General features: G+C 65.1%; 25 protein-coding genes. 15 read left to right on the top strand and 10 right to left on the bottom strand.

Translation table 11 applies throughout. The features are described 5' to 3' along the window. Nucleotides 1-16: 16 nt before the first annotated feature. The 11 genes from dmpE (at nucleotide 17) to ETQ85_RS20160 (ending at nucleotide 8152) form a co-directional block, all read left to right on the top strand. Complete coding sequence (dmpE, locus tag ETQ85_RS20110) at nucleotides 17-814, top strand: 2-oxopent-4-enoate hydratase (protein WP_148580874.1); 798 nt, start codon at nucleotides 17-19, stop codon at nucleotides 812-814. Then, nucleotides 811-1614: a 2-oxo-3-hexenedioate decarboxylase gene (gene dmpH, locus ETQ85_RS20115; RefSeq protein ID WP_148580875.1), complete on the top strand. Its 804-nt coding sequence runs from the start codon at nucleotides 811-813 to the stop codon at nucleotides 1612-1614. Before dmpE ends, dmpH begins: the two co-directional genes overlap by 4 nt. Before the next feature lie 26 nt (nucleotides 1615-1640). Continuing rightward, nucleotides 1641-1856 carry a tautomerase family protein gene (locus ETQ85_RS20120; protein ID WP_148580876.1) on the top strand — a complete coding sequence of 72 codons (216 nt, stop codon included), beginning with the start codon at nucleotides 1641-1643 and terminating at the stop codon, nucleotides 1854-1856. Beyond that, complete coding sequence (locus tag ETQ85_RS20125) at nucleotides 1853-2767, top strand: acetaldehyde dehydrogenase (acetylating) (RefSeq protein WP_148580877.1); 915 nt, start codon at nucleotides 1853-1855, stop codon at nucleotides 2765-2767. Before ETQ85_RS20120 ends, ETQ85_RS20125 begins: the two co-directional genes overlap by 4 nt. Then, nucleotides 2767-3813: a 4-hydroxy-2-oxovalerate aldolase gene (gene dmpG, locus ETQ85_RS20130; protein WP_148580896.1), complete on the top strand. Its 1047-nt coding sequence runs from the start codon at nucleotides 2767-2769 to the stop codon at nucleotides 3811-3813. The genes ETQ85_RS20125 and dmpG overlap by 1 nt, the downstream gene beginning before the upstream one ends. 111 nt (nucleotides 3814-3924) lie before the next feature. Continuing rightward, nucleotides 3925-4860, top strand: a complete 936-nt coding sequence (locus tag ETQ85_RS20135) for a catechol 2,3-dioxygenase (RefSeq protein WP_148580878.1) — start codon at nucleotides 3925-3927, stop codon at nucleotides 4858-4860. A gap of 4 nt (nucleotides 4861-4864) precedes the next feature. Further along, nucleotides 4865-5632, top strand: a complete 768-nt coding sequence (locus ETQ85_RS20140) for an SDR family oxidoreductase (protein ID WP_148580879.1) — start codon at nucleotides 4865-4867, stop codon at nucleotides 5630-5632. A 12-nt stretch (nucleotides 5633-5644) separates the two neighbouring features. Beyond that, nucleotides 5645-6067 carry a tautomerase family protein gene (locus tag ETQ85_RS20145; RefSeq protein ID WP_148580880.1) on the top strand — a complete coding sequence of 141 codons (423 nt, stop codon included), beginning with the start codon at nucleotides 5645-5647 and terminating at the stop codon, nucleotides 6065-6067. Next, nucleotides 6064-6498, top strand: coding sequence for a GlcG/HbpS family heme-binding protein (locus tag ETQ85_RS20150; protein ID WP_148580881.1), 435 nt, complete (start codon nucleotides 6064-6066; stop codon nucleotides 6496-6498). The genes ETQ85_RS20145 and ETQ85_RS20150 overlap by 4 nt, the downstream gene beginning before the upstream one ends. 139 nt (nucleotides 6499-6637) lie before the next feature. Then, complete coding sequence (locus ETQ85_RS20155; RefSeq protein WP_148580882.1) at nucleotides 6638-7348, top strand: NAD(P)H-dependent oxidoreductase; 711 nt, start codon at nucleotides 6638-6640, stop codon at nucleotides 7346-7348. A gap of 3 nt (nucleotides 7349-7351) precedes the next feature. After that, nucleotides 7352-8152 carry an aldolase/citrate lyase family protein gene (locus tag ETQ85_RS20160; RefSeq protein WP_148580883.1) on the top strand — a complete coding sequence of 267 codons (801 nt, stop codon included), beginning with the start codon at nucleotides 7352-7354 and terminating at the stop codon, nucleotides 8150-8152. A gap of 13 nt (nucleotides 8153-8165) precedes the next feature. On the opposite strand, the gene ETQ85_RS20165 is transcribed toward ETQ85_RS20160, so the two are convergent. Then, the gene (locus tag ETQ85_RS20165) at nucleotides 8166-8660 is read right to left on the bottom strand and encodes a YkgJ family cysteine cluster protein (protein ID WP_246128839.1); all 495 of its coding nucleotides are present in this window, start codon (nucleotides 8658-8660) and stop codon (nucleotides 8166-8168) included. A gap of 142 nt (nucleotides 8661-8802) precedes the next feature. On the opposite strand from ETQ85_RS20165, the gene ETQ85_RS20170 reads away from it, so the two are divergent. Beyond that, on the top strand, nucleotides 8803-11058 hold the full coding sequence (locus tag ETQ85_RS20170) for an IPTL-CTERM sorting domain-containing protein (RefSeq protein ID WP_148580884.1): 2256 nt from the start codon (nucleotides 8803-8805) through the stop codon (nucleotides 11056-11058). Between the two features lie 116 nt (nucleotides 11059-11174). After that, nucleotides 11175-12512: a GTPase HflX gene (gene hflX, locus ETQ85_RS20175; protein WP_148580885.1), complete on the top strand. Its 1338-nt coding sequence runs from the start codon at nucleotides 11175-11177 to the stop codon at nucleotides 12510-12512. Here hflX and ETQ85_RS20180 read toward each other — a convergent pair. The 5 genes from ETQ85_RS20180 to pal all read right to left on the bottom strand — a co-directional run bounded on the left by ETQ85_RS20180 (nucleotide 12499) and on the right by pal (nucleotide 18153). Beyond that, entirely contained in the window at nucleotides 12499-14313 is a 1815-nt protein-coding gene (locus ETQ85_RS20180; RefSeq protein WP_148580886.1) for a PAS domain-containing sensor histidine kinase, read from the bottom strand. The genes hflX and ETQ85_RS20180 overlap by 14 nt on opposite strands. Before the next feature lie 66 nt (nucleotides 14314-14379). Beyond that, nucleotides 14380-15324, bottom strand: a complete 945-nt coding sequence (locus ETQ85_RS20185; protein ID WP_148580887.1) for a VTT domain-containing protein — start codon at nucleotides 15322-15324, stop codon at nucleotides 14380-14382. Nucleotides 15325-15356: 32 nt separating this feature from the next. After that, nucleotides 15357-16076, bottom strand: coding sequence for a pirin family protein (locus ETQ85_RS20190; protein ID WP_148580888.1), 720 nt, complete (start codon nucleotides 16074-16076; stop codon nucleotides 15357-15359). 597 nt (nucleotides 16077-16673) lie between these two features. Further along, complete coding sequence (locus ETQ85_RS20195) at nucleotides 16674-17303, bottom strand: SAM-dependent methyltransferase (RefSeq protein ID WP_187394793.1); 630 nt, start codon at nucleotides 17301-17303, stop codon at nucleotides 16674-16676. A gap of 325 nt (nucleotides 17304-17628) precedes the next feature. Further along, nucleotides 17629-18153 carry a peptidoglycan-associated lipoprotein Pal gene (gene pal / locus ETQ85_RS20200; RefSeq protein ID WP_187394794.1) on the bottom strand — a complete coding sequence of 175 codons (525 nt, stop codon included), beginning with the start codon at nucleotides 18151-18153 and terminating at the stop codon, nucleotides 17629-17631. A gap of 122 nt (nucleotides 18154-18275) precedes the next feature. Between pal and ETQ85_RS20205 the strand changes: the two genes are divergently transcribed. Beyond that, nucleotides 18276-19979 (top strand): ABC transporter ATP-binding protein/permease, encoded by a 1704-nt coding sequence (locus tag ETQ85_RS20205; protein WP_148580890.1) that lies wholly within the window; start codon nucleotides 18276-18278, stop codon nucleotides 19977-19979. Between the two features lie 166 nt (nucleotides 19980-20145). Continuing rightward, on the top strand, nucleotides 20146-21144 hold the full coding sequence (locus tag ETQ85_RS20210; RefSeq protein ID WP_148580891.1) for a sigma 54-interacting transcriptional regulator: 999 nt from the start codon (nucleotides 20146-20148) through the stop codon (nucleotides 21142-21144). On the opposite strand, the gene ETQ85_RS20215 is transcribed toward ETQ85_RS20210, so the two are convergent. The 4 genes from ETQ85_RS20215 to ETQ85_RS26340 all read right to left on the bottom strand — a co-directional run. Further along, nucleotides 21141-21749 carry a HEAT repeat domain-containing protein gene (locus tag ETQ85_RS20215; RefSeq protein ID WP_148580892.1) on the bottom strand — a complete coding sequence of 203 codons (609 nt, stop codon included), beginning with the start codon at nucleotides 21747-21749 and terminating at the stop codon, nucleotides 21141-21143. The genes ETQ85_RS20210 and ETQ85_RS20215 overlap by 4 nt on opposite strands. Further along, nucleotides 21746-23539: an eCIS core domain-containing protein gene (locus tag ETQ85_RS20220; RefSeq protein ID WP_148580893.1), complete on the bottom strand. Its 1794-nt coding sequence runs from the start codon at nucleotides 23537-23539 to the stop codon at nucleotides 21746-21748. The genes ETQ85_RS20215 and ETQ85_RS20220 overlap by 4 nt, the downstream gene beginning before the upstream one ends. A 59-nt stretch (nucleotides 23540-23598) precedes the next feature. Next, a complete protein-coding gene (locus tag ETQ85_RS20225; RefSeq protein ID WP_148580894.1) occupies nucleotides 23599-24228 on the bottom strand; it encodes an immunity protein Imm33 domain-containing protein in 630 nt (209 codons plus the stop codon). Further along, on the bottom strand, nucleotides 24225-26527 hold a 2303-nt coding region (locus ETQ85_RS26340; protein ID WP_342781972.1), incomplete at its 5' end, for a hypothetical protein. The genes ETQ85_RS20225 and ETQ85_RS26340, both read right to left, overlap by 4 nt.

Here is a 26527-nt window from a genome sequence, read left to right on the forward strand (position 1 = left end):
CAACAGGACAAGAGAAATGAACGACGAAAAAATCCAGCAATACGGCGACGAGCTTTACGAAGCCTTCGTCAGCCGCCGCGCGATTCGCCCGCTGCTCGAACGCGAACCGGACATCACCATCGAGGACGCCTACAAGATCCAGGAGCGCTTCGTCGCCCGCCGCGTTGCCGCCGGTGAAAGGATCATCGGCAAGAAGATCGGCGCGACCAGCAAGCCGGTGCAGGACTTCCTCGGCGTCTATCAGCCGGACTTCGGTATGTTGCTGTCGGGCATGGTCTACACCGAAGGCGACACCATCGACCTGGGCCAGCTGATCCAGCCCAAGGCCGAGGCCGAACTGGCCTTTGTGCTGAAGGCCGACCTGCAGGGCCCCGGCATCACCGCGATGGACGTGATCCGTGCCACCGACTACGTGCTGCCGTGCTTCGAGATCGTCGATTCGCGCATCACCGACTGGAAGATCAAGATCCAGGACACCGTCGCCGACAACGCCTCCTGCGGTGTGTACGTGCTGGGCAAGACCAAGGGCGACCCGCGCAAGCTGGACATCACCCTGGCTGGCATGGTGCTCGAGAAGAACGGCGAGCTGTTTTCCACCGGCGTCGGTGCCGCGGTGCAGGGCTCGCCCGCCAACGCGGTGGCCTGGCTGGCCAACACCCTCGGCGAGCTGGGGATTCCCTTCAAGGCCGGCGAGGTGATCCTGTCCGGTTCGCAATCGGCGCTGGTGCCGGTCGTCGATGGCGACGAACTGGTGTGCACCGTCGGCGGCCTTGGCAGCTGCCGGGTCAAGTTTTCCGGAAGGAGCGCGGCATGAGCATGAACATCACCCTGTCCCGTGAGGACGTGGTTCGCCTGTGCGAACGCGTCGAAGGCGCCCAGACCCGGGCCTACGCCATTCCCAAGCTCACCGACGAATACCCGAACATGACCATCGGCGACGGCTACGCGGTGCAACTGGAACTGCGCAAGCGCTTCCTCGCCGCCGGCCACAAGCAGGTGGGCTGGAAAGCCGGGCTGACCTCGAAAGCCAAGATGATCCAGATGGGCGTCAACGTGCCCTCCATCGGTTTTCTCACCGACCGCATGTCCCGCCCGGAAAGCTCGGCGATCTCCACGTTTGACCTGGTTCATCCGCGCGTCGAGTGCGAAGTGGCCTTCGTCATGAAGACGACCCTGCAAGGCCCCGGCTGCACCGCGGCCGATGTGCTGGCGGCCACCGACTACGTGCTGCCGGCGGTCGAGATCATCGATTCGCGCTTCTCCGGCTTCAAGTTCGACCTGCCCAGCGTGGTGGCCGACAACGGTTCGTCGGCGCGCTTCGTCGGCGGCGGCCGGGCCCGCTATGCCGAGGACCTGGATCTGCGCACGCTGGGCGTGGTGATGGAGAAGAACGGCGAGATCGTCACCATGGGCGCCTCCGCCGCCGTGCTCGGCCACCCGGCCGAAGCCATCGCGATGCTGGTGAACATCCTCGCCGAACTGGGCGAGAACCTGCCCGCCGGCAGCTTCGTGATGAGCGGCGGGATCACCGAAGCCGTGGCCGTCAAGCCGGGCGACAGCATCGTCGCGCGCTTCCAGGAACTCGGCAGCGTTTCCATGCGCTTCGTCGAATAAAAAACCGATCCCCGAGGAGAGAACCCATGCCGATTATTGAAATGCACATGATGGTGGGCCGCACCACCGAACAGAAGAACCGGGTTGCGGCCGCGGTTACCGAGGCGGTTGCGACGAGCCTCGACTGCAGCGCCGAAACGGTGCGCATCCTGATTACCGAACACGCCACCGACGGCTTTTACGTCGCCGGCAAGACCATGGCCCAGCGCGCTGCCGCCAAGGCCCAGGAGAAAACCCTGTGAAGAAGATCCGTTGCGCCCTGATTGGCTCGGGCAACATCGGCACCGACCTGATCTACAAGATCCAGCGCAGTCCGGTGCTGGAGCCGGTGTGGATGGTGGGCATCGACCCCGAATCCGAAGGCCTCGCCCGTGCCCGCGACATGGGCCTGAAGACCACCGCCGGCGGCGTGGATGGGCTCTTGCCCCACGTGCTGGAAGACAACATCCAGATCGCCTTCGACGCCACCAGCGCCTACGTGCATGCGGAAAACAGCCGCAAGCTCAATGCGCTGGGCGTGATGATGATCGACCTGACGCCGGCCGCCATCGGCCCCCTGTGCGTGCCGCCGGTCAACCTGCGCCAGCACGCCGACAAGGTGGAGATGAACGTCAACATGATCTCCTGTGCCGGCCAGGCGACGATTCCCATCGTCAATGCCGTGTCGCGCATCCAGAGCGTGGAGTACGCCGAGATCGTCGCCAGCCTGGCATCGAAGTCGGTCGGCCCCGGCACCCGCGCCAATCTGGACGAGTTCACCTACACCACCTCCAGCGCCATCGAGAAGGTGGGCGGCGCCCGGCGTGGCAAGGCGCTGGCGATCATCAACCCGGCCGAGCCGCCGATGATCATGCGCAACACCATCTCCTGCCTGACCGACGATGAACCCGATCACGTCCGGATCACCGAATCGATCCTGCAGATGATCGGCGAAGTGCAGAAATACGTGCCCGGCTACCGTCTGGTGAACGGCCCGATCTACGACGGCAACAAGGTACAGGTGTTCATGGAAGTGGCCGGCCTCGGCGACTACCTGCCCAAGTACGCCGGCAACCTCGACATCATGACCGCCGCTGCCACGCGCACCGCCGAGATGTTCGCCGAGGAAATCCTGGCCGGCCGAATTCAGCTCAAAGCCGTGGAGATTGCATGATGAGTCAGTCGAATACTTCCAGCCTCAAGGGCCGCAAGGTCATCCTGCACGACATGTGCCTGCGCGACGGCATGCACGCCAAGCGCGAACAGATCAGCGTCGACCAGATGGTCAAGGTCGCCACGGCGCTGGACGACGCCGGCGTGCCCTACATCCAGGTCACCCACGGCGGCGGCCTGGGCGGCAACTCGCTGCAGCACGGCTTCGCGCTGGCCAGCAACGAGGAATACATCTCTGCCGTCGCCCCGAAGATGAAGCAGGCCAAGGTCTCGGTGCTGCTGATTCCCGGCCTTGGCACCATGAAGGAACTCCAGTCGGCCTACGACTGTGGCGCCCGCAGCGTGCATGTGGCGACCCACTGCACCGAAGCCGACACCTCGCCTCAGCACATCGCCTTTGCGCGCAAGCTGGGCATGGACACCACCGGCTTCCTGATGATGGCCCACCTCAACGACGCTGCCGGCATCGCCCGGCAGGGCAAGCTGATGGAAAGCTACGGTGCCCAGACGGTGTACGTCACCGACTCTGCCGGCTACATGCTGCCGGATGACGTGAAGGCCCGCATCGGTGCGCTGCGTGCGGTGCTCAATCCGGAAACCGAAATCGGCTTCCACGGCCACCACAACCTGGGCATGGGCATCGCCAACTCCATCGCCGCGATCGAAGCCGGCGCCAGCCGCATCGACGGCTCGGTGGCAGGTCTCGGCGCCGGTGCCGGCAACACGCCGCTGGAGGTCTTTGCCGCCGTGTGCGAGCGCATGGGCATCGAGACCGGGGTCGATCTGTTCAGGATCATGGATGTGGCCGAAGACATCATCGTGCCGATGATGGACCACATGGTGCGTGTCGACCGCGAGTCGCTGACCCTCGGCTTCGCCGGCGTCTATTCCACCTTCCTGCTGCATGCCAAGCGGGCTGGCGATCGCTTTGGCGTGTCGGCGCGGGACATCCTCGTCGAACTGGGCCGCAAGAAAATGATCGGCGGCCAGGAGGACATGATCATGGACACGGCGATGACCATGGCCAAGGAACGCGGCCTTTTGTAACCGTGGGTCGGACTTCAGTCCGACAGCACGGGTTGAGCCAGGGGCGTCGGACTGAAGTCCGACCCACGGGCAGAGCAGCGCTCACACAAATAAAACCAACGGAGACAAGACATGGCACTCAGGGGATTGCTTCGCCTCGGCGAAGTCGCGGTACGCGTGCTCGACATGGCGGAAGCCCGCGAGCATTACGGCAAGCGCATGGGCCTGCACGAAGTCATGACCGACGCCGCCGGGCAGGTCTATTACAAGACCTGGGACGAGCATGACCACCATTGCCTGGTGCTGCGCCAGGCCGATTCGTCAGGCATGGATTACTTTGCCTTCAAGGTCTTCGACGACGCCACGCTGGACGAGCTGGAGCCGAAGATCCGTGCCTTCGGCCTGCATATCGAGCACATCGAGGCCGGCGTCTATCCGAAGAGCGGGCGGCGCCTGCAATTCACGCTGCCCAGCGGGCACATCATGCAGCTTTACGCCCACAAGGAGCAGACCGGCAACAGCCTCGGTGTGCTCAACCCGGGCGTGCTGCCGGACGAAGGGGTGATCCGCGGCTTCCGCATCAACCGGCTCGACCACGCACTGCTGGGCGGCGTCGATATCGACGAGTCGGCGCGGCTGTTTACCGAGGTGTTCGGCTTTGATCTTTCCGAGCGCCTGATCGACGCCGAAGGCGGCCAGTCGCTGGCGCTTTTCCTGAGCTGTTCGACCAAACCCCACGACATCGCCTTCGTGCTGCAGCCGACGCCAGGGCGCTTCCATCACGTGTCCTTCCTGCTCGACTCGGAAACCGACGTGATCCACGCCGCGGACCTGATCGGCAAGTACCGCATTCCGGTGGATGTGGGCCCCAACCGCCACGGCGTGACCCGCGGCATGACGATCTATTTCTTCGATCCGTCGGGCAACCGCAACGAGGTGTTTTCCGGCGGCTACGTGCATTACCCGGACACCCCGACGCTCACCTGGGACACCACCGAGCTGGGCCACGCCACTTTCGCGCAGGACAACATCGTCCGCGAAAGCTTCCTCACTGTTCTGACGGGCTGAGCGCATGAACGCCAACGTGCAGCAACGCGACGAGATCGCGGTTGTGGTCGGCGCCACCGGCGCCTTCGGCAATGCCATCGTCGATCGCCTCGCCGCCGCCGGGCTGGGGGTGGTGGCGGTGGCGCGCAGCGCCGATTCGCTGGCCGCCCTGCAGGACCGGGTGCCCGGCCTGACGGCCTGCGTGGCCGACATTTCCTCCGATTCGTCCATCGCGGCCATTGCGGCGGTGGTGAACCGGCCGGTGCGCATGGTGGTGCACGGGCCGGGCGTCACGGTGGCGGGTGGCATTCTCAGCGCACCGACGGCAACGATGGTGGATGCGGTGAACATCAAGGTCGGCGGCCTGCTGCGCCTGACCCGGGCGGTGGATGGCCTGCTGGCGGCCGGTTCGCGGATCGTCGCCATCGGCGGCCATTACGGCTTCGAGCCGACCGCCTACGCGGCCTCGGCCGGCGTCGCCAACGCGGCACTGGTGAACGTGGTGCGCCAGCTCAGCCTGGCCTACGGGCCGCGCGGCGTAACGGCGCACCTGATCGCCCCCGGCCCCGCCGACACCGAGCGTCTGCGTCGCGTGGCGGCCGACCGGGCGGCGCTACGCGGCATCACCGTCGATGCGGTGCTGGCCGAAATGCTCGCCGATTCGTCCATCGGCCGCTTCACCACGCCCGAGCAGGTGGCCTGGGCGGTGTCCCTCCTTCTCGCTCCGGAAGCCGATTCGATGACCGGTTCGAGCCTGATGCTCGACTCCGGCCGCCGTCGCGGTTTGCCCTGAGGATTCCAGACCATGCCTGTCGTCAATTTCCACCTTGTTGAAGGCCTGACCACGCCCGAGCAGGACGAACGCCTGCTACTCGGTGCCTGCCGCCTGTACGCCGATGTGCTGCGCGCACCGATGGAACGGGTGCGGGCCTTCATCACGCCGCACCGGGCGAGCCAGTTTGCGGTGGCCGGCGAGCTGGTCGCGCACAACGGCCTGCATGCGCCGTATTTTGATTTCATCGTCCTCGACGGGCGCCCGCTGGACGAGCGTCATCGCCTGCTGGCGGGCTTCACCGACTTGCTGGTGGACACGCTGGGGGTGCGGCGTGATCTGGTGCGCGGCAGTTGCCGACGCATCGAGCCGCAGGACTGGGCCATCGGCGGCGAGCCGGCCAGCGCCTTGCGCAAGGACGAGGTCGAAGCCCGTGCGCGGGCGGCGGCATCATGAGCTTCCGCGAGGACGTGCCGGGGATCTCCTGCGACGGCGCGGCCCGGCTGGTCCGGGCGGCGGTGGACCAGGCTGTTGTGCTGGGCATTCGCATCAACGCCGCCGTGGTGGATCGCGGCGGCAACACCATCGCCTTCCTGCGCATGCCGGGCGCCTTCCTGCATTCGGCCGATCTGGCGGTGGACAAGGCCTACACGGCGGCCAGCTTCGGCTTTCCCACCGGGCAGTGGATGGCCGTCATCGGCGACAACGAGCGTCTGAAGGCCGGCATTCCGTCGCGCCCGCGGGTGGTTGTGCTGGGCGGCGGTTTTCCGGTGGAAGAGGGCGGCGTGCGCCTGGGCGGCATTGGCGTCTCGGGCGGCAGCGAAGCCGAGGACGAAGCCTGCGCCCTGGCGGCCCTGCAAGCCCTGGGTTTCACCGTGCCGTCCTGACGGCCCTGTACCAACCCGTTGCCTCCCGCGACCGACTCCTTTCCTCTCCTCCCTGAATTGGTCGGTCGTTGTTTGCCCCTTCGCGAACCTTTCTTCGCGAAGGGGTTATTTTTGAGACGTTTTTCCGGAGACTGAAGCGATGAAGGTACTGATCGTCTTTGCCCACAACGAGCCGCGCTCGTTCAATGCCGCCATGAAGGACGAGGCGGTCCGCGTGCTGCAGGATGAGGGCCACGAAGTCGTCGTCTCCGACCTGTACGCGATGAACTTCAACCCGGTGGCCAGCGCCGCCGATTTCGGTTCGCGTGCCGACCCCGACTATCTGGTCTATGCGCTGGAGCAGCGCAACGCCTTCAAGGCCGGCACCCTGGCGCCGGACATCGCCGCCGAGGTCGACAAGGTCAAGTGGGCCGACCTGATCGTCTTCAACTTCCCGATCTACTGGTATGGCATGCCGGCCATCATGAAGGGCTGGATCGACCGGGTTTTCGTGTCCGGCTTCTGCTACGGCGGGCGGCGCATTTACGACAAGGGCGGGCTGAAGGGCAAGTCGGCGATGCTCGCCATCTCGCTGGGCGGGCAGGCGCACATGTTCGGGCCGGAGGCGATCCACGGCGAGCTGGAAGTGATGCTCCAGCCCATCCTGCGCGGCATGCTCGGCTATGTGGGCCTCACCGTGCTGCCGCCTTACGTGGCGTACCACGTGCCCTACATCAGCGAAGAAGCCCGCGGCGAAGTCCTTGATGGTTATCGCCAGCATCTGCGCAGCCTTGATACGCGTGCGCCGCTGGTTTTTCCGTCGGTGGACGACTTCGACGAGAACCTGCGTCCGAAAGCCACGGGGGAGTGAGCGATGGAGTTTCCCGAGAATCTCTTCAAGAAGCGTCTGCTGGCGGGTGACTTGCAGTACGGCCTGTGGCTGGGCCTGTCCGAAGTCTTCAGCGCCGAGATCTGCGCCGGTGCGGGCTTTGACTGGCTGCTGATCGACGCCGAGCATGGCCCCAACGACTTGCGCACAATCTTCGCCCAGTTGCAGGCGATTGCGCCCTACCGCTCGCAGCCCGTGGTGCGGCCGCCGCAGGGCGATCACGTGCTCATCAAGCAGTTGCTCGAAACCGGCGTGCAGACCCTGCTGATTCCGATGGTCGAATCGGCCGGGCAAGCCGCGCATCTGGTCGAAGCCATGCGCTATCCGCCGCAGGGCATTCGTGGTGTGGGCAGCTCGCTGGCCCGTGCCTCCCGCTGGGGGCGCATCGACGATTACGCCCAGCAGGCCAACTCGCAGATGTGCCTGCTGGTGCAGGTGGAAACCCGCACCGGGCTGGAAAACCTCGACGCCATTCTCGCCGTGGAGGGCGTCGACGGCATCTTCTTTGGTGCGGCCGATCTCGCCGCCTCCTTCGGCCTCCTCGGCCAGCCCAATCACCCCGACATTGTCGCGATGATCGAAGACGGCCTCCGCCGCGTGGCGCAGTACGGCAAAACCGGTGGCGTACTGTGCGGCGAGCGCGATCTGGTGCGCCGCTATCGCCAGGCCGGCGCCCGCTTCATTGCCGTCGGCGTCGACGCCATGCTCCTCGCCGCAGCCACCTCCGGCCTGTGTCACGCCTACAAGACCGATACCGAGTTCGCGGGCTTCGGCGGCAGCTATTGAGCCAGCTTCTCTTTCACACTCCAAACCACGCCGTCAGCGCCCGGCTCTCACCCAACCCGGTGAGACGCTGGTCCACCGCATCGTGGTTGCCCCACACCACCTCCGTCAGCATCCCGCTGTCCACGCGGGCTTCGATGTCGCCGCAATACAGCCCCAGTTCCCGCTGCACGTAGAAGCCGTAGGTGCGGCAGGCTACCGGGCGGTGGGCATAGACGAGGCAGGCGTTGCTGGCTTGGTCGAGCATCGGGCAGACGACCGGGCGGGATGACTGGCTGGCGAGGGCTGTCATGCGCTGATGGATGGCCTGCAGTTGTTCGGCCGGAAGCGCGGCGAGGCCTTCCTGCAGCCATTGCCATTCGGCGGCGCTCAGTTGCGGAATCTCGGCGAGATGCCGGCAACAGTTTGCGCAGCCCTTGCTGCACAGCCAGTCGGGGCGGTTGCCGCGAATGGCGTGGACGCGGGCGTCGATGTCGGCGTGAAGCTGGAGGAGGGGGCGTTGGTTTGGCACGAATGATCCTGGAGAGCCGCAGTGCGGCAGAATTGTACGCGTCGCGTTTCCCGTCATCGCCGCCCTGATCATGGAAGGCATCGATCTCAGGCCTGTGGAATAATGCCCGGGTTCTTGTCTTTGCTGGAAGTCGAGACCCGCCATGCGCCATGCCATCAGACTGCTGATTTCGTTCTCGATCCTGGTCGTGGGGGCCTGGGCGACAGGTCAAGCCGCCGCCCAGTGTGTCAGCCTGACCACGGCGGGCTCCGCCTATACGCAAAACTTCGATACGCTGTCCAACGTCGCAGGCTCGACGACCAACAGCCTCACGCTCACCGGGTGGTTCCACACGGAGAGCGGCGGCGGTGCCCGGGACAACGAACAGTACGCGGTGGATACGGGCGCATCCAACACCGGTGATACGTATAGCTACGGTACCGCAGCGAGTACCGAGCGGGCGCTGGGCGGCTATCGTAGTGGCACGCTGATCCCGACCTTCGGTGCCTGTTTTACCAACAATACCGGGGTGAGCATCACGAGCCTGGCGATTGCCTACAACGGCGAGGAATGGCGACTGGGCACCGCGGGGCGAACCGATCAGATCAACTTTGCATACAGTACCAATGCGACTGACCTGAGCACCGGCTCCTGGACGGACGTCGCCGGGCTGAATTTCGTTACGCCCGACATCGTCACCACCGGGCCCAAGGACGGTAACGCCGGGGGCGATCGAACGGCGCTCGCCGCGACGATCAGTGCGCTGAGCATCGCCAATGGCGCCACCTTCTGGATTCGCTGGACGGATAGCGATGCGGTGGGTGCGGACGACGGGCTTGCCGTCGATGACTTTTCGCTTACGCCGAACGCCGCCCCGGTACTTCCCAACTTGTCGATCAACGATGTGTCGTTGTCCGAGGGCAATGCGGGAACGACGACATTCACGTTTACCGCGAGCCTGTCGACACCGGCGGGCCCGGGTGGCGTGACTTTCGACATTGCGACCGCCGACGGCACCGCACTCGGCGGCAGCGATTATGTCGCGCGCAGTCTGACGGGCCAGACGATTCCGGCGGGCAGCTCAACCTATACGTTCAGCGTGAATGTGAACGGCGACAGCAGCGTCGAGACCAATCAGAACTTCATGGTCAACATCACCAATGTGACGGGGGCTGTCGTCATCGATGGCCAGGGCAGCGGGACCATCCTCAATGACGACGTGGCGGCCAGCGCCGATCTCTCGGTAAGCCTGGTCGATTCGTCCGATCCGGTCTTGCCCGGCGAGATCCTGAGCTATACCGTGACGGTCACCAACGCGGGGGCGGATGAGGCAACTGCGGTGTCATGGAGCGACACGCTGGCGACCGGGACCACCTTTGTTTCGTTGTCGTCGCCCGCCGGCTGGTCCTGTACGACTCCTGCCGTTGGCAGCCCGGGCACCGCCAGCTGTTCGGCATTCAGCCTTGCGGCGGGCGCTAGTGGGGTTGCCACGCTGAACGTCAATGTGGAGGCGTCGACTGCCGCCGGTACGGTTTTGTCCAATACCGTCACCGTGAGCGCTTCCGTGGCCGATCCGGTGCCGGAGAACAACTCCGCCACCGCGACGACCACGGTCGCCATGGCCAGCACGACGACAACGATCACCGCTCACACGCCCAGTCCAAGCGTTCACGGGCAGGGCGTGTCGGTGACGTATGCGGTGACTGTTGCTGCGCCGAGTACCGGAAGCCCCGGCGGCAGCGTCACCGTGAGCGATGGCACGGCAAGCTGCGTCGGCACGGTGGCATCAGGTGGATGCGTCCTCACCCCGACCACCGCCGGAGCGAAGACACTCAGCGCCACTTACTCGGGTGACGCCAGCTTCTCCGGCAGCACGAGCCCGGGTGTCGCGCACGTGGTCAATGTCGTCCAGTCATACAGGGAGCCCAGCCCCTCGGGCGGTGGCGACATCGTGGTGAGCTTTTCGGGGGGCGGGGCGACGTGCTCCTTCGCGCACGCGGATTTCAGCAGCACCCTGCCTGCTGCGCCTCCGGCTGGCGTGCGCTTTACGCACGGACTGTTCGATTTCGTGCTGCAAGGCTGTACCCCGACCGCCGTGAATTTCACCATCACTTACCCGACGGCGCTGCCGCCTGGCACACAGTACTGGAAGTACGGCCCCACGCCGGATGACGCCGCCTCCCACTGGTACGTGCTGCCGGCCACCATCACCGGCAATCAGGTCACCTTCAGCATTACCGATGGCGGCCTTGGCGACGATGACTGGGCCCTCGGGCCGAATGGAACGGTCGTCGACCAGGGCGGCCCGGGGGCGGTTCTGGTCACTGGTGTGCCGGCGCTCTCGGCGTGGAGCATGGCCGTCCTGTCCGCGCTGCTCCTGCTGAGCGTTGTTGTTGTGCACGGCCGGCGCTTCCGGTAACGATACCTGAGACCCTGACGGCGACGGAATCCATGCCCCGCACACACTGAATCTCGGCGGCTGTGGCGTTGGCGGGTAATATCTGCCTGTACCCACTCAAGAAAAGCCCTCTCCGAATGCAAATGGAAGTCAAAGAGAAACCCAGGTTGGCCGTTGTCGCGGCTGTGCAGTTGCCAAACGTGACCGATGTCGAGTTTGAGGCGTCGCTTACCGAACTGCGCGAGCTGGCAAAAACACTGGGGTTCGAGGTCGTGCACACGTTCATCCAGAAACGTTCGAGCTTCGACTCGACGGCCTACCTGGGCGTCGGCAAGCGGCAGGAGATTCGCGATTTCGTGAACAACGAATTCGAGGACGAAGTGCAGGGTGCCGCCAGTGCGGACAGCCGCCAGGTGGATGTGATCCTGGTCGACCACGAGATTTCACCGTCGCAGGCGCGTCACCTCGAAGTCGAGGCCGGCTGCGAGGTGATGGACCGCACCATGGTCATCCTCGAGATCTTCCACCGCAACGCACGCTCCCGGGCGGCGCGGGCGCAGGTGGAGATTGCGCGTCTGGGTTACATGGCGCCGCGCTTGCGCGAGATGGCCAAGCTGGCCGGGCCCCAGGGGCGCCAGCGTAGCGGCGTGGGCGGACGTGGTGCGGGTGAATCGCACACCGAGCTGGATCGCCGCAAGGTGCGTGACCGCATCGCCGAACTGCAGCAGGAAATCGATGCGATGGAGGTCGAGCGCAAGACGCAGCGCTCCCGCCGTCAGGAGCGTCAGGGCCTGGCGGGCGTGGCGCTGGTGGGCTACACCAACGCCGGCAAGTCCACGCTGATGCGCGCCCTTACCGGCAGTGAGGTGCTGGTCGCCAACAAGCTCTTCGCCACGCTCGACACCACCGTGCGCGTTCTTCACCCGGAGAGCGTGCCGCGCGTGCTGGTCAGCGACACGGTGGGCTTCATCAAGAACCTGCCCCACGGCCTGGTGGCGTCGTTCAAGTCCACGCTCGACGAGGCGCTTGATGCGTCGCTGTTGCTGCACGTCATCGACGCCAGCGATCCCGGTTTCGAGCGTCAGCTCGAAGTGACCGACGAGGTGCTCAAGGAGATCGGTGCCGATGAAGTGCCGCGTATCCGTGTCTTCAACAAGATCGATCACGTCGGCGATGCCGAAGCGCAAGCCGAATGCGAGGCGGCACTGCGCGCCCGGTATCCGGATTGCGTGGTGATGAGTGCCCGCCGCCCGGCGGAAGTCGAGCTGTTGCGCAAGACGATCGTCGCCTTCTTCCAGAAGGATCTGGTCGAGGCGGAGCTGTTTCTGCCGTGGTCGGCGCCGCAATTGCGTGGGGCCATCTACGAGAACTGCCAGGTGCTGGAGGAGCGTGCCGACGAGGAGGGCGCCTTCTTTACCGTGCGCGGCGCCGCCGATGTGGTGGAGAGCCTGCGCGAGCAGGTCAGCCAGCTATAAGCGGCGATTGAAGGGTGTCGAGCTGGACTTCGAACCAGAACCGGCTCCCCACGCCGGGTTGACTGCTCACCCCGATGCTGCCGCCTATCATCTCGGAGAGTTGCCTGCACAGCGCCAGCCCGAGGCCGGTTCCGCCATATCGGCGCGTGGAGGAACCGTCGCCCTGTTCAAAGAGGGTGAATAGACGGTATTGATCGTCGGCGGGGATGCCGATGCCGGTGTCCTCGATGTCAAAGCGCAGCCGTGCCTTGCCGGGGGTGTGCGCGAGCAGGCGCGCGCGCATGCTCACTGAACCCTTTTCCGTGAATTTCACGGCATTGCCGGCGAGGTTGAGCAGGATCTGCCCCAGGCGCAGCGGGTCACCCTCAAACGACAATCGTGACAACTCCGGCGGGATGTCGATGCTGAGTGTCAGCCCTTTTTCCCGTGCCTTGGGGGCAATCAGGTTGTCGACACTGTCCCGGACGGTGTCGATGCAGAAGACAACCCGCTCCAGCGTCAGGCGCTGCGCTTCGATGGCGGAAATGTCGATCAGGTCGTTGATGAGCGTCAGCAGGCGCTCGGCCGCGCTGGCGGCCTTGCCAAGCTGATTCTGCGCTTTGGGATCGGTGACACGCAGTTGGGCCAGCTGGGTCATGCCCATGATGGCGTGCATGGGCGTGCGCAGTTCATGGCTGATGTTGGCGAGGAACGTGGTTTTGGCCCGATAGGCGGTTTCGGCGGCCTCCTTGGCAATCGACAGGGCGGTGGTGCGCGTCTGGACCAGGGCTTCCAGGTGATTCCGGTGTTGTTCGAGTTCGGCTTCTGCCTGCTTGCGCTCGGTGATGTCGCGGGAAAGGATCACAAAGTGCGCCTTGTCACCGGGCGCCGTGTGCTTGCGGGCCACCGAGAGTTCGAACCAGTGCGGCCCGTTGGGAAGCGGAATCATGATGCTGCGGCCGTAATCGCTGCCGCTGTGCCGGGAGGCCGCCAGCGCCTCCAGCACCGTTGCCGCCGCTTCGGCTGGCAGCACATCGCGGACATTCCTGCCGAGCAGCTGCGTTGCGGGGGTGGCAAGCATGCCGCGGCTGGTCGTGATGGCCTGCAGGTAAGTGCCGGCTTCGTCGAGTTCAAAAAGCAGGTCGGGAATCGTTTCGAGGGTTGCTGCCAGTTGATCCCGGGTCATTTCATCGAGCTTGGCGCGCAGGAAGGCCCGTCGTCGGTCGAGCGTGGTGCTCCAGCTGATGAACAGGCTGAAGAACAGCACCGGCAGATAAACCAGCGCAAACACCAGCAGCGCCTCGGGGTTGCCGCCATTCAGGCGCTGGACGCCATGCAGGATGACCGCCGAAATCAGCAGGGAAATCCCCAGCGAGGGCAGGAAGCGCACCTGCACGCACAAATTGGCCAGCACGATGAAGATCAGCGAGGCGTACTGGAAAGTGGCGACCTTCGGACTCGTGCTGTAGGCCAGCAGCTGGAACCAGATCGCCGTCGCCAGCAGGATCAGGATGGGCAACAGCAAATCCAGCAGCAGCACATTCCGCGACCAGCGAAACAGGGCCAGCATGAGTGGCAGGGTCAGCGCCATAAAGATCGACCGCACGGTGATCGAGGTGCTGCCTATGTCGGGCAGGAGCAGCGCATCGGCAAATCCGTATGAGAAATAGGCGGCTTGGCCGAGCAGGTTAACCAGCAGCAGAAAACGCCAGTAATGCTGCAGCTGATAAGACTTGAACGCGGCCTGCAGGTTCGCCGGAATGAGGGACAGGGGGCTCAGCAATGCCCGTTCAATGTGGGCGCGGTTTTCATGTTCCGACATAAGTCTCTTCGGTTTTCGATATTTCCGACAGGAGACATGATCTCATGCGCCCTTGTTTGTGCATCTTTACCGGAGTCCCGTGTCGCGCAACAGCGCTTGGGTATTTTGGCGCCACGCATCGTAACCGCCCTTCAACGGGCGCACCGACAGGTAGCCGGCACGGAGCAGCGTGCGGGCGGCGTGGATGGCGGTGGCGTCTTCGGGGCAGGCGCACAGCGTGACGATCGGCTGGTCCCTGGGCCAATCGCCGACGGCGTCCATCAGATGGTCAAGCTCCGCCGCCCTGGCGCCGGGAATCGGACCCGTTTCAGCCTGCAGGCGTGGCCCGCGCAGATCGAGGAAGAGCAGCGGTACTGCCGCTTGCAGGGCGGCGATGAGTTCGTCCGGCGCGATGTGGGGAAGGTCGGACAGCACGCGAAAGCGATACTTCTGCCACAGCTTCCAGCCCAGCCAGAGTGCCGCCAGCCCGACGATCACGATCAGCGCTCCGGCGGCGTGGGTGTCCAGATAGGCAATCGCGCTGTGTACTTCGGTTCGCAACAGCCAGCCTGCGCCGAGGGCGAGCCCTGCCCACAGGGCTGCGCCCGCCGCCGCAGCGGGCAGGAACACCGGCAGCGCCATGCGCAAGGAACCGGCAATCGGCGGGGCCACGGTGGAGAAGCCGGGAATGAACTTGGCGAGCACCAGGGAGCCCGGCCCCCAGCGGATAAAGCGGGCTTCGGTCTGGCTGACGCACGATCCCGGGTTGATCGACAGCTTGCACAGCCCCGCCAGAACCCGATAGCCGAAGGCCTTGCCGGCCAGATACCACAACCAGTCGGCGATCACCGAGGCGATGACCGCCGCGGCCAGCAACCGGCCGATGTGCCCCGGTGTCGCGGCGAGGCTGCCGGCCAGCAACAGGGTCGGAACGGCCGGCACCGGCAGCCCGGCCTGTTGCAGCAAGACGTTCAGGAACACCACCCAGACCGCGTCGCGCTGCAGGGACTGGCTGATCTGGGAGATGTCCATCGCTACCTCCTTCGCTTCAAAAAACCCGGCCTTCAGTCGCGGGGCAACTCATTCGGACGCAGGTCGAACAGCAACACTTCGGCCTGCTCGCCCTGACTGAAGTCGATCTCCTGCACATCGCGCAAACGGGCCCCGTCGCCGGCCGTCATGCGCTGGCCATTCACCGTCAGCGCGCCACGGGCCACGTGGATGTAAGCGTAGCGCTGGGCCGGCAGCGTGATCTTGTGCTGTTCGGCGCCGTCGAAGAGGCCGGCATAGACGCGGGCATCCTGATACACCGACAGCGATCCATCGGCCCCGTCGGGCGAAATGATCAGGCGCAGGCGCCCACGCTTTTCCGCGGCTGGGAAGTTCTGCTGCTGGTAGCGGGGCTTGACGCCACGCTGGTCGGGGACGATCCAGATCTGCAGGAAATGCACGAGTTCCGTGCTGGAACCGTTGTATTCGCTGTGCTGGATGCCGCTGCCGGCGCTCATCATCTGCACATCGCCCGGGCGAATCACCGAGCCGACGCCCATCGAATCCTGGTGTTCCAGCGCGCCCTCAAGCACATAGGAAAAGATCTCCATGTCCCGGTGCGGATGGGTGCCAAAGCCCCGGCCGGCAGCCACCCGGTCATCGTTGATCACCAGCAGGTCGGAAAAGCCGATCTGTTTCGGATCGTGGTAGTTGCCGAATGAAAAGCTGTGCTGCGATTGCAGCCAGCCAAAATTCGCGATGCCACGTGCGGCAGCGGGTCTCAGTTCGAGCATGGAAATCCCTTTCTTGTGGGCCCGTTGGGATGCCGCTTCCCCGATGGGGGAGGGCGATCAGGGCAACGGCGATGAACGAACTGTAGCCGTATCGGACTGCACGAAAAAGAGGGCAATCAACAACTATTTGTTGCCATAAAGGCAACACAGAACAGCGACGCGGATGGCCCTCAGTGTTCCGACTTCCTCGCCTTTGCCCACAACAAGCTCACCAAGATGCGGCTAAAGGCTTAAACGCTCCGCAAGAAATCCATGTTGTGCCGTCAATATTCAATGTTGCCGCGTCGGCATTGAATGCTGGCCGCACGACATGCTTTGTTGGTGTGTGAATGAAGCATGTTGGTGTGGCAATGAAGCATGTTGGCGAATCAACATTCATCTATGGGCAGGCAACATCCTTCGTTGACCGCGCAACAATCCATGCTGCCCCATCAACATGGCATGCAGGCCGGGCAACATCAACATCACGCCAGCCATCGTCCATCCCGCAAGTCGACGGAGGGCATGTTGACGGCACGTAGTCGGATGCTGCACCGCCGACGTGTGTCGGCGGGGGGCTGATTGAAGGGCGCGTTGATCGACGCCGCCCGGGGGCGCTTAGGTGGGCTTGCGGGCCACCAGTCCGATGAGGGCGGAGCGGCCCTTGTGGGCGCTGCCTTCGGCAACGTCTTCTTCGTATTCCACCAGCTCTTCGATGTCCCAGCCGGCAAAGGCGTCGCGCAGGATTTCTTCGGTGTAGAGGTTTTCGACGGCTGACGGGCCGCCGGTTTTGTATTCGAGCTGCTTGGGCGTGTAGCCCTGCAGCAGGATGCGGCCACCCGGGCGGGTGAGCTGCTTCATTACGTCGAATTGCCGTTCACGCCATTCGGGGCCGACGAACTGGATGAAGATGCCGACGACCCAGTCGAAGGCGTTGTGCAGTTCGACGGGCGGCCACGCGGGGGCCAGCATGTCGGCCTGAAGGAAGTTCACCTCGACTTGCTGACCCTTGGCGAGGCGTCGGGCTTTTTCGACGGCGACGGCGGAGATTTCGATGGCGGTGACTTCCAGGCCCTGATGGGCAAGCCAGACCGAGTTGCGACCTTCTCCGTCGGCCACCGACAGGGCGGTGCTGCCGTCCTGCAGCAGTTCAACCCGGTGGGCGAGGAAGCGGTTTGGTTCGGTGCCGAACAGATAGGCTTCGCCGGCCTCCCGGTAGCGGTTGCTCCACATGACTTCCTGGCTCATTTGTGTGCGCTCCTCTGTTTTTTTGATTGCGCCCTGGTGGGTCGCAATGATTTCACCTTGCCGCGTCGCTCTGCGGCAGCAGGTGTCCCAAAGAACGGACACCGGCTTGGGGGCACCGTTCAAAAAGTCACGCACCTTTCCCATCGGAAAACTCGCCGTGTGATGTTCTCTGAGATGGGGATGGATGTTGCCGGGAAGGCTGGGGCCAGGAAGGCGGGGCAAATAAAAAGGCCCGGGTGCCCCGGCTCGCGAGAGCCGAATAAACACCGGACCTTCAGAGGCGACCTGATCGCCTGGACGGTTGCCGAAACCGGCAGGAGGCGGCTTACTTGTCCTTGTGCTGGAAGTCGACGCGGCGGTTTTCGGCCCAGCAACGCTCTTCGTGGCAGGTGGCACGCGGCTTTTCGGAACCGAAGCTGACGGCTTCGATGCGCGAGTCGGCCACACCCATCAGCACGAGTGTCTTGCGCACGGATTCGGCACGCTTCTGGCCGAGAGCCAGGTTGTATTCGCGGCTGCCGCGTTCGTCGGCGTTGCCTTCGACCATCACGGCGTCGTTGGGGTGGGCGGCGATGAAGTCGGCTTGTTCCTTGACCACGTCACGGTACTTGGCATCGACGGAGAACTGGTCGAAGGCGAAGAAGACGCTCTTCTTGGCGAGTTCGGCGCGCTGGGCGGCGACCTTGCGGGCTTCCATCTCGGCGGCAGACATCTTGTCAGCCACGATGGGGGTGGTGGGGGCCTGGGCTACCGCGGACTGTTGGTCAGTGGCGGCCGATTTTTGTGCGGTCGTTGAACAGGCGGCGAGTGCGGTGGCACACAGCAGGGTTAAAAGGGCAGACTTGTTCATGGAAGCAATGCTCCTGATGGGTGGTTGAAAACCAAGGTTGGTGACTATAGTAAGGCGCCTTGGCTTGTGCAACCCGGAGATACCCCACATAAACTGCTCGAATCGGATCAAGGCGACAGATCATGAAAACCGTCGACCGCCACCTGTGGCAGCGTTTCTGGCATCTGGCCACGCCTTACTGGCGTGGGGAAGAGAGGCTGAAGGCGTGGGGCCTGCTGGTGTTGCTGATTGTTCTGCTGCTCGGGCTGACCCGCTTTGCGGTGCTTTTCAATGCGCAGACGGGGGAGTTCACCTCGGCGCTGGCGGCCCGTGACGAGCCCCGCTTCTGGGATGCCATCGAGGTTTGCCTGGGCCTGGTTGTCGTGGCGGTGCCGATGTACGCACTTTACTATTACGTGCGCGACACCCTCGGGCTGCACTGGCGACGCTGGCTGACCAACCGGTTTCTGGCGAGTTATTTCAGCGACCGCAGTTTCTATGAGCTGAATGCCCTGGCGGCGATCGACAATCCGGACCAGCGCATTGCCGAGGACATCAACACCTTTACCCAGCGCTCGCTGTATTTTTTGCTGATCTTCATCGGCTCGATCCTGCAACTGGTCGCCTTCAGCACCGTGCTGTGGTCGATTTCGCGGGTGCTGGTGTATTTTCTGGTGGTCTACACGGTTGCCGGTACGCTCATTACGGTGCTGGTGTTTGGTCGGGTGATGATCCGCATCAACTTCCAGCAGCTCCGGCGCGAGGCGGATTTTCGTTTCGGCCTGGTGCGGGTGCGCGAGAACGCCGAGTCGATCGCCTTCTACCGGGGCGAGGCGCAGGAGCTGGTGCAGGTGAAGCGGCGTTTCACCGGGGCCTTCGACAACTTCAAGCTGCTCATCACGCGCCAGCTCTTCCTGAACCTGTTTCAGTACGGCTACGCCATGCTGACCATTGTCCTGCCCAGCGCGATCATGGCTTCGCAGGTGTTGTCGGGAGAGGTGGAGGTGGGGGCTGCGGTACAGGCCGCCGGCGCCTTTGCCGCGGTGCTCACGGCAATGTCGATGATCGTGGACAACTTCGAGAGCCTGAGCCGTTTTGCGGCGGGGGTGGATCGCCTGAATGCTTTCCTGAAGGTGCTTGCCGATCGTCCGATGGGGCATGCGTCGACGGGTGGCGTCATCGAGTCGATAGAGGATTCGCGGCTGGCGCTGGAAGACGTGACCCTGCTGACACCGAACCGCGAGCGCATTCTGGTGCAGAAGCTGTCCATCGAGATCCTGCCGGGCGAGAGCCTGATGATCGTCGGCGAGAGCGGCTGCGGGAAGAGTTCCCTGCTGCGTGCCATTGCCGGTCTGTGGTACGCCGGCGGCGGGCGGATCATCCGTCCGGGGCGTGACGAGATCCTGTTTCTGCCGCAAAAGCCCTACATGCTGCTCGGCTCCCTGCGCAGCCAGCTGCTTTATCCGAAGAAGGATGCATCGATTCCGGATGCGGAGCTTCTCGGCCTGCTGGTGAAGGTGAATCTGCCCGATCTGGCCGAGCGCTTTGGTGGTCTGGATGTGGATGTGGATTGGGAGAAGGTGCTGTCCATCGGCGAGCAGCAGCGCCTGGCCTTCGCCCGCGTGCTGCTCACCCAGCCCCGCTACGTGATTCTGGACGAGGCGACCAGTGCCCTCGACAACGCCAACGAGGAGGCGCTGTACGCCCAGTTGGTGGCGTCGGGCACGACGCGGGTCAGCGTGGCCCACCGCGCGACGGTCCTCAAGTTCCACCAGCAGGTGCTGGTGCTGAGCGGCGACGGCGGCTGGCGTGTCTGTCCGGCGGAGGACTATCGCTTCAACGGGTAGTCCAGTCTTACCTGTTTCAGGTAACGTCGAGCCGAAAAATCTTGACACCAGGATACGGCGAATCTAGCTTGGAACGTCTGGAATACCGTTTCTACGAGCGGTTTTCACGTCTACTACTCCTTAAAGGGTATTGGGGTGTTATCGACTTGCGAAGGGACAGGCGGCGATGAACAGGTTTCTCCTTGCAGGCGATTCGGCGGCATTTCTCAAGGTTCTCGGCTTTATTGCCAAACTGGCGCGGCATGACGTCCCGGTACTGATCGAGGGCGAAACCGGCACCGGCAAGGAACTGGCTGCCCGCGCGATCCATTACCAGGGCTCACGCCATGACAGGCCCTTCGTGCCGGTCAATTGTGGTGCCTTTCCCGATACGCTGATCGAAAGCGAACTGTTCGGCCATGTAAAGGGCGCCTTCACCGATGCGCGCAACGATCGCCCGGGGCTGATCGATGCGGCCGACGGTGGCACGCTCTTTCTCGACGAGGTGGATGCCCTCACGCCAAAGGCGCAGGTGGCGCTGCTGCGCTTTCTGCAGGATTCGTCCTATCGGCCGGTGGGGGCCCGCACCGAGCGCAAGGCCAACGTGCGGATCATCGCCGCCAGCAACGCGCCCCTTGATGAATTGACCCAAACGGGCGGTTTTCGCCTCGACCTGCTGTTCCGCCTGCGCATCATGAGCCTGTGTCTGCCGCCGCTGCGGGAAAGGGAAGGGGATGCGATGTTACTGGCCCGCCTCTTCCTGATCCGCTGCCGCGAAAAGCACGGCTGTCAGGTCAGCGAACTCGACGAAGACAGTTGCAGCTGGTTTGGTCGCTATGACTGGCCCGGCAATGTCCGCGAGCTGGAAAGCCTGATCTTTCGTGAGGCGCTGATTTCCGATACCCGGGTCCTGCAGCTGGCAGAGCCCTCGTCGCTGGCCCGGGAGCGCCGCAACAAGCCCGACCGGCGCATGCCGGCCTTCGATGGCCTGGATTTTGGTACCGCCAAGGCGCTGGTGGTCGAGCAGTTCGAGCGCAGCTACCTGTACCGCCTGATGGATTCGGCGGACGGCAATGTGAGCCTGGCGGCGCGGCTTGCCGGCAAGGAGCGCCGGGCGCTGGGCAAGCTGCTCAAGAAGCACTCCATCGGCGGCCACCGGACGTCTTCCCGCCGCTTCCCGCTTTAAGCGCCGCCGAAGTGCTCTCCGATCCAGTCGGCCCACTGGCGGGTGGCGGCACGCCGTTGTGGTTCCGGGCCGTCGGGTGCATAACTTCCCAGCTGGCGCCACAGGGCCTGCCAGTTGCCGGTGCCGGGCTGTGCGCTGACGATGTCGTGGACGACCACAAAGGCGTGGGCGCGGGTGTCGGGTGATGCGGCGTCGAGGAGCGGCAGGACAGCTCTCAGGGCTGCCGGTCCCTGGTCGATGAGCGCGTAGGTGCTGAGGGTGTAGGGCGCGCACAGAACGTCGGCAAAGTCATCGATGGTGCGAATCAGCGCCGCCTGGGCCCGCGGGTCGCCGATGCGGGCCAGCCCCAGGGCGCCAAAGGCCCGCACGCGCTCGTCCTGGTTGTCGACCAGGCCGGCGAGTGCGTCGGCGCTGCCCGGCTCGGCAATCTCTGCCAAGGCCTGGGCGAGTTGCGGCTTGAGGGTGGCATCGGCATCCGGCAGGGCGGCGACAAGGGCGGGCGCCACCGCCCGACCAGCCTCGACGATCTCGGCCAGGGCCAGGGCGCGGACATTGAAGTCGGCGTCCTGCAGGTCGGCCAGCAGTGTTTCGATGCTTTCCATCATGGCCCCGCTGCGGGTACGTGGGCGAAGCTCAGCACCACCCGGCGGTTGGCCCAGCGGTTGGCTTCGCGGCGCTGGTCGGCGCCGACCGCCGCGTTGCCGCCCTGGTCGCCGGTGCCGGCGTTGGTGGTTGCCGAGGTGGAGGCGCCGTGGCCGATGAGGATGCCGTTGATGCGTGCGGCCGCGATGCCGCGCCCGAGCAGGGCCGCTTCCACGGCCTCGGCGCGCCGCAGGGACAAGTCCCGGTTGTAGTCGCTGGCGCCGCCCACCTGGTCGGCAAAGCCTTCGAGGCTCATTTCCACATCGGCGTTGCGCGTCAGGTAGGCCAGGAAGGTGTCGATCTTGGCGCTTTCGGCGGCGCTCAGCACTGCGCTGTCGAAGGGGAAGTAGAAGCTCACCGGCTCATGCACATAAAAGTCCCGGTGACGTTCCATGGCCTCGCCGAAGGTGGCCGACAGACCGGGATCGACGCTCAGGTGCTCGCTGACAACATGCCCGGCGCGCAGGCCGAAGCCCCAGTTCACGACGCCGTAGGTGATCATCGTGTCCTCGCCGAGGGCCGCGGTTTCAAAGCTGAAGTCCAGGTTGGCGGTTTTGCTGTTCGTGCCAGGGAAGTCGTACATCGCCGCCGAGCGGATGTCGGCGAGGTTGTCCGAGCGCTTGAAGCCCGGGGTCTGGCCGACCACGCCGCCGGTGCCGCCACCGTACATGGCAGGCTGCTGGGTCTGGCCGGCTACGCCCACGGTGCCCGGTGCTGCCGGCTGGAAATTGTAGCGCGGCGACAGGAAGCTGCCCTGCGGAACACCCGGTGCGGCGGCATTGGGGCGGTGGTGCACATCGGTGAAGAAGCCGCCTTCGACGCCCGTTGTCGCATCCTCCTCGGTGCGCAGGCCGGGGGTGCCGAGGGCGCCGCGCGGGGCCTGGGCGGCCGGCATGCTGGAGGGATTGAGGTCGGCGCCGCCCGCATCGGTGAGCCTGACGATCTGCGTCATGGCAATCACGTTGGAGTTCGGGGCGCCCGGCGCGGGTACGAAGCGGATGTAGCCGTCGAGCCCGCTCTTGGTGGCCGGTGTGGCCAGCGCGCCTTCGCGGGTTTGCAGGTCGATCTCGAAGACGCCGTCGGTACTGCCGGGAATCAGGTAGCTGGCGGCGAAGGTGCATTGGATTGGCGCCTCTCCCGGGCGGGCCGACAGGGGGCCAACGGGCGAAGTTGCGCCGAGGCCGCCGCCCTGCTGGACCACGTGAGTCAGTTCGTGGGCGGTCAGCGCATCGGGGCCGGGCTGCAGGCCCTGACCGAAGAAGATGTCGTTGCCGTGGGTGAAGGCCCGGGCGCCCAGGTTGCGGTTGAGGCGCGCCGCGTCGGGGCCGGTGTGTGCGCGCACGTTCCCGAAGTCGGCGCCGAAACGGGCCTCCATGGTGCTGCGGGTGGCACTGTCGAGGGGGCTGCCGGAGGAGCCCAGGGCCTGTGCGACGCGTGACGGGGTGCTGCTGCGGCCCGTCTGCGCCGGGGGCTGTGGCGTGGCGGACTCCCTGGCGGCAGAGGCGCGGGTGCTGTCGGGCTGGCTGATGTGCCCGGCAACCCGGTCGGCCTCGTTTTCGAAGCTGTCGCCGCGCGCCCCGACTGCCAGTCGGGCCAGTACCTGTGAGTGCAGGCCCCCGGCGGATTGGCCGAGAAAGCGCGGCATGCCCGATCCTCCCGGCCGCGGCGCGCGCGCGTCCTGCCGGGCTTCGCTGCGCTGGCGCGGTGCTGTACTCTTGCGCGGGGCAAGCGCCCTGTAACTGCTGGTGGCCATGATCGACTCCTTCCGGCAAAGCGCCGCAATGCACTCCCTGTTCACGTTTTAGCTGATCTTCATCCGTCCGGCTCGGTCTCTGCCGGGTAAATGCATTTGTCCTGGTTGTCGTAAATTTCGGCCAGCCTGCCCTGCTCGAAGTTGACCAGGTAGCCCGTCGGCAGGATCAGGGCCGGGAGCCATTCGGGCTTGAGGGTGAGCAGGCGTCCGGCGCGAACCCGCACCGCGTGCCGGGGTTCGGCATCGTCGCGGTCGTCCTGTGTGCAGCCGACATACCAGCCGCACTCGGCAGGGGAATCCGGTTCGGTGCGATGCAGATAGACGCGGGCTGCGTCGAGTGCATCGGGTGTCAGCCACAGGGTCTGGTCGCCCCGTGTGGCGAGGGGGGCGACGCCTGATTGACGCACCAGCGCAGCCTGGGACTGGAGTACGCCGAGGGTGGCGTCCACCGACGGCCGCCAGCGCATCGGTTCGCTGTCGAAGTCCGGTTCGCAGACGAACCAGTCCTTGCCGCGTGCCTCTATTTGCAGGGGCGCCCAGCCGAAGTCGATGCGCGAGCCGGGAGCGAGCTGCGGGCCTGCCGCGTCAAGCAGGGCGAAGTGATCGAGCATGGCGCGGGCGGCCTGGTCGTGTTGTTCGCTGCAGGCAGCGATGAGCAGGTGCTCATTGATACGGAGACTTTGGGTCATGGCACTCCCACTTTCTTCAAGCGCCTGGCGATCTCGGCCTCGATGGCCGCGCGGGCTTCTGCTTCCACTTTGGCCAGCGCTTCACGCTGGGCGGCGGGCAGCTTCGGTGCCTTGCCGGTCTTGCTGGCAAGCCACTCGGGCAGGCTGCTCGCCTGTTTGGACGAATTGCGGCCCTGTTCGAGAAAGCGCAGATTCTGCGGCATGTCGAGGATGGCCTGCTGGTCGGCGCGGGACAAGCGCCCGAAGCCTTCCATGCCGAAGATCCGGTCTACCGGGACGACATGGTCGACGGCCAGATTCGACAGTGGCAGGGTTTCGCCGGTCACGTAGTCCACATAGGTGCCGTTGGGCCCCTTGGCTTCCGGCGGCAGGCTCTCCAGGAAGGCGCGCTCGCGCTCGGCGCCACCGGCACCCTTGAAGGGCGTGCCCTTGCGCAGGGTCTCGCGGGCCTCCGTCGTGAGGCCCTTGGAGGCTTCGATCTTCCCGGCCAGGGCTTTGCGCTGTGCTGCCAGATCCTGCTGCATGCGCAGGGTTTCCGGGGTGTGGATGTGCTTGTTCTGCTTGAGCGCCGCGGCCAGCCGCGCTTCGCCATCGGCGATACCCTTCTCCATGGCCTTCAGGTCCGCTGCTGTCTGGGCGGCGGCCTCGGCTTCCTTCTTCGCGGCGGCGGCGGCGGCTTCCAGTTCCTCGGCTTTCTTCAGGGCCTGGGCCTGCTCGTCGAGCATCTGGCGGGCGGTGCGGGCATCTTCCTCGGCGCGCTTGAGGTCGGCTTCCAGGCGCTCGACCCGCTTGCGGGCGGCGGCGGCTTCGTCGGCCTTGCCGCTGTTGGCTGCCCGGGTGGCCCGGCCGCGTTCGGGCCCGAGCTGCTTGCGGGCCGCCTCGGCGCGCTTGTGGGCTTCGGCCAGTTCGTCGTCGAGAATCTTCGTCTCGTCGGGGCTGAGAGGTTTGTGGGCCAGGGCTTTCTCGCGTGCTTCGGCCGCCGCCCTGGCCTGGGCATCGGCCTGCCTTTGCAGGGCCAGGGCGTGTTCGTCCACCTTTTGCAGTTCGCCCGCCCGCAGTTCCGGCGTGGCAACGCAGATTTTGGTCGGCGAATAGCGGCAGAACCGGCACTCGCCGTTCGGCAGCGTTTCCTCGCGCCATTCGTGCTTGCCGGCCTTGGAGGTGCGGTGTGGGGCGGTGCCCTCCAGGGACTCGGGGCGCTCCCGGAAACGGTCGCTCTCGTTGCGGGTCTGCTGTGGCGTGAGTTTGTCGTTTTCCAGCTTGCCGCTCTCGGCGGTGCTGGCTTCGCGCCTGGCGGGGGAATCGGGCTTGACCGTCTCCACGTCCTTCGCATCGGCGGCTTTCGGCTTGTCGGCAACCGGTTCGGCAGGCTTCGGCTCCGGTCGGGGCTCCGCCTTGGCCGTTGGTGTTTCCAGCTTCTGGGCGGCCTTCTGTTCGGCCAGCTGGGCGCCTTCCTTGCCGAGCGCGCCGGCCGCCTTGCTTTCGGCCTTGGCGGCCTTGCCGCCGAACTTGCCGAGGAGTTCCTCGCCAAAGCTCAAGAGGCGCTGGCCGATGTTGCCGAGGGCCTTCGAGACGCTCTTGAAGGCGCCGGCGGCGGCATCCTTGATCGCCCCGCCGAGTTTCTTGAGGCCGTCGAGCAGGTACTTGCCGAGCTTCTTCAGGAGCTTGAAGGCCTGACCGAGAAACTCCATCGGCCAGTTGATGAACTTGGCGATGCCCTTGAGGATCGGGCCGGCGGCGATCCAGGTGCCGGCGGTGATGGCGTCGAGCAGGATCTGGAAGGTGATTGTGCCGGTCAGCCAGCCGATCTTGTCGCCCAGTTCGCCCTCGGCGCCACCGCCGCGGAAGAAGCTCATCAGCTTGTTGGCAAGCCAGGCGCCGCCTTCGCTGATCTTGGCCTTGGCGCTGTCCCAGACTTCGGAGAGCTTGGTCACCATGTCGTCAAAGCTCATGGTGTTGCCGTTGAAATACTCTTCGACGGCGCTCCAGAAGCCGCCCTTCACCGTCGCCACGTCGGGGCCGATCTCGCTGGCCACCGCGCCGACCTGTTCCTTGAAGGCCGGCAGGTCGGCCGCGCTGACCTCGACCTGTGCCGCGGCTGGCTCCTCGGCACTTTCGGCCAGTGGCGCGTTCTTCTTCTGTTCCGCCTGGCGGGCGGCGAGTTGCTCCAGCAACTGGCGGGTCGACTCGGGCATGGGCGCACCGGACGCCAGCGCGGCGGCGGGGTCGGCGGCGTAGTCTGCTTCGGCCTCGGGAGAGGCCGCCGCCACGGCGGGCGCCAGGGCCACCGGCGCGGCGC

Origin of the sequence: Zoogloea oleivorans (assembly GCF_008107625.1) — a bacterium.
GTDB classification, from domain to species: domain Bacteria; phylum Pseudomonadota; class Gammaproteobacteria; order Burkholderiales; family Rhodocyclaceae; genus Zoogloea; species Zoogloea oleivorans.